We start from the raw sequence: 2,460 nt of genomic DNA, 5'->3' as shown, positions 1-2,460 counted from the left end.
CGGGCCACCCGCGCCAGGACCAGGATCGAGACCACCCCGACCACCGCCGCCGAGAACCGCCACCCGAACGGATCAGCCCCGAAGAGCCACTCACCCACCCCGATCATCCACTTACCCAACGGCGGGTGCGCCACGTAGAGCGCGCAGGGATCCAGGTTGTCGGGGGTGCAGGTCACCCAGAGGTCGTCGCGGCCGGCGATGAGCCTCTGGTCGGCGATCGGGTTCTTGTCGGTGCCGAGGAACGTCCGTTCGACGCCGAATCTGATCAGGGACAGCGCGTCCTTGGCGTAGTACGTCTCGTCGAACACCACCGCCTTCGGCGTACCGAGACGGTAGAAGCGCAGGAACCCGCCGAACGCGGCCACCAGCAGCGGCCCGAGCCACCCCCACAGGGGGCTTCCCTGGAACGGCGGAACGAGCCGGTCGCGCACCTCCGCGGCCCTGCGGAGCCTTCCGGCCGCCGGATCTTCGGGTCCGGGCGGCTCGCGCCGGTCTCCGTCCGGGGAACTACCGACGAAAGAACCTGGCCGTCTCCGGAAAAGTCGTGGTTTCCGGGCGGATCTCAGGGGGAAGGCGCGAAGAGCCACTCGGGCACCTTATGTGCCCCGACCCGTCCCCATCCAGAGGATCACCGCGGTACGACGGGCGCCGCCACCGCCGTACTCCTGGACGGCCGCGCCCGAGACGTGGGGCCAGGCGAGGGCGCTTCACCCCTCCCACCAGCGGATATGACACGGCGTAAACTTCTGGTGCACGCGGTGCTCACCCGACCGGAGGGGAGGCGATCATGGGCGAGCTCTCTGTGTGGCACTGGCTCATCGTCCTGGTGGTCCTGGTGCTGCTGTTCGGCTCCAAGCGGTTGCCCGACATGGCCAGGTCGCTCGGCCAGTCCCTGCGGCTCTTCAAGGGCGAGATGCGGAAGATGGACGGCGAGGACGCCGCCCGGCTGCCCTCGGACGCCGCGTCACCGCCGCCCCAGGAGCCGGACAAGCCCCGGCACTGATCGGTCAGGCGCGATGAACGGCGTCATAGAGGGTGCGCTTGGGGATGCCGGCCGACTTGGCGACCTCGACGATCGCCTGTTTGCGCGGAGTGCCCGCCTCCTGCCTGCGGGCCACCTCGTCGACGAGCTCCTCGATGTCCGGTTCGGCCGAGCCGGGCTCGTGACCGGCGACGACGAGGGTGATCTCGCCCCGCACGTCCCCCTCGGCCCAGGCGGCCAGCTCGCCCAGGCCGCCCCGGCGCACCTCCTCGTAGGTCTTGGTCAGCTCGCGGCACACCGCCGCCGGGCGCTCGGCGCCGAAGGCCTCCGCCATGGCCCCGAGGGTGGCCCCCAGCCGGTGCGGAGCCTCGAAGAAGACCATCGTGCGTTCCTCGCCCGCCAGCGCGGCCAGGCGACGGGAGCGCTCGCCGGGCTTGCGCGGCGGGAAGCCCTCGAAGCAGAACCGGTCGCTCGCCAGACCGGAGATCGCGAGCGCCGTGGTCACCGCCGAAGGGCCGGGAAGCGCCGTCACGGGGACGCCGGCGTCGACGGCGAGGCGCGTCAGGCGGTATCCCGGGTCGGAGACCCCCGGCATCCCGGCGTCGGTGATCACCAGGACCGTCTCGCCGTCCAGCAGCGCGCCGAGCAGCTCCTGCGCCCGCGCCGCCTCGTTGGCGTCGTAGTAGGACACCACCCGCCCGCCGAGGCTGACGCCGATATCGGTGGCGAGCCGTCGCAGCCTGCGGGTGTCCTCGGCGGCGATGACGTCCGCCGTGGCGAGCGCCTCACGCAGCCTCGGGGACGCGTCGTCGGCCTGCCCGATCGGAGCACCCGCCAGCACCAGCCTGCCCTTGTCGTTCACAGGCCCATCTTCCCTCATGCATGCGAAGGTCATCAGCGCAGCATGTCAGGGCAGTTCTTTCCCAATTGGGTACGTTAGAGGTGTTTCTTAGGCTCACCGTAATGGCGGCCCCGTACGATGTCCGGATGGCCCTGACGGACTTCCCCAACCAGGACTTCGAGCAGCCGGAGCCGCGTGACCAGCCCGCACAGCGGGTGTCGGTGCGCGACCGGCTGGTCCCGCCGTTCCAGGGAAGCCCCCTGTGGGGGTGGCTCGGGCCGCTGCTGGTGGCCGCGTTCGGCGGGTTCCTGCGCTTCTACCGTCTCGGTACGCCGAAGGCGGTGGTGTTCGACGAGACGTACTACGCCAAGGACTCTCTGTCGCTCATCAACTTCGGCGTGGAGCGGGTCACGCTCAAGAACGCCGACAAACTGCTGCTCAAGGGCGACACCAAGATCTGGCAGCACTGCGCGCCCTCCGAGATGGACAAGTGCGCCTCCTACGTCGTCCACCCGCCATTGGGTAAGTGGATGATCGGGGTGGGTGAGTGGCTCTTCGGGGCTGATCCGTTCGGGTGGCGGTTCTCGGCGGCGGTGGTCGGGGTGGTCTCGATCCTGGTCCTGGCGCGGGTGGCCCG

General features: G+C 70.2%; 2 protein-coding genes and 2 pseudogenes. 2 read left to right on the top strand and 2 right to left on the bottom strand.

Going from position 1 to position 2,460, the window contains the following annotated elements:
- Window positions 1-431 (bottom strand): annotated as a pseudogene (locus KIK05_RS46390) (phospholipid carrier-dependent glycosyltransferase); the annotation flags it as partial.
- Window positions 432-787: 356 nt separating this feature from the next.
- On the opposite strand from KIK05_RS46390, the gene tatA reads away from it, so the two are divergent.
- A complete protein-coding gene (gene tatA / locus KIK05_RS46385; protein ID WP_214417333.1) occupies window positions 788-1,003 on the top strand; it encodes a Sec-independent protein translocase subunit TatA in 216 nt (71 codons plus the stop codon).
- Window positions 1,004-1,007: 4 nt separating this feature from the next.
- On the opposite strand, the gene rsmI is transcribed toward tatA, so the two are convergent.
- Window positions 1,008-1,862, bottom strand: a complete 855-nt coding sequence (rsmI, locus tag KIK05_RS46380) for a 16S rRNA (cytidine(1402)-2'-O)-methyltransferase (protein ID WP_214417332.1) — start codon at window positions 1,860-1,862, stop codon at window positions 1,008-1,010.
- A gap of 107 nt (window positions 1,863-1,969) precedes the next feature.
- Here rsmI and KIK05_RS46375 point away from each other — a divergent pair.
- Window positions 1,970-2,460: pseudogene (locus tag KIK05_RS46375) on the top strand (phospholipid carrier-dependent glycosyltransferase); the annotation flags it as partial.

It is taken from the genome of Sphaerisporangium fuscum (genome assembly GCF_018531465.1).
GTDB lineage: Bacteria > Actinomycetota > Actinomycetes > Streptosporangiales > Streptosporangiaceae > Sphaerisporangium > Sphaerisporangium fuscum.
This window is presented reverse-complemented; position numbering and strand designations above follow the sequence as displayed.

What these genes read in the sequence shown, in the direction of transcription:
- tatA (WP_214417333.1), top strand. Translation starts at nt 788, where the DNA reads ATGGGCGAGCTCTCTGTGTGGCACTGGCTCATCGTCCTGGTGGTCCTG.
- rsmI (WP_214417332.1), bottom strand. Translation starts at nt 1,862, where the DNA reads ATGAGGGAAGATGGGCCTGTGAACGACAAGGGCAGGCTGGTGCTGGCG.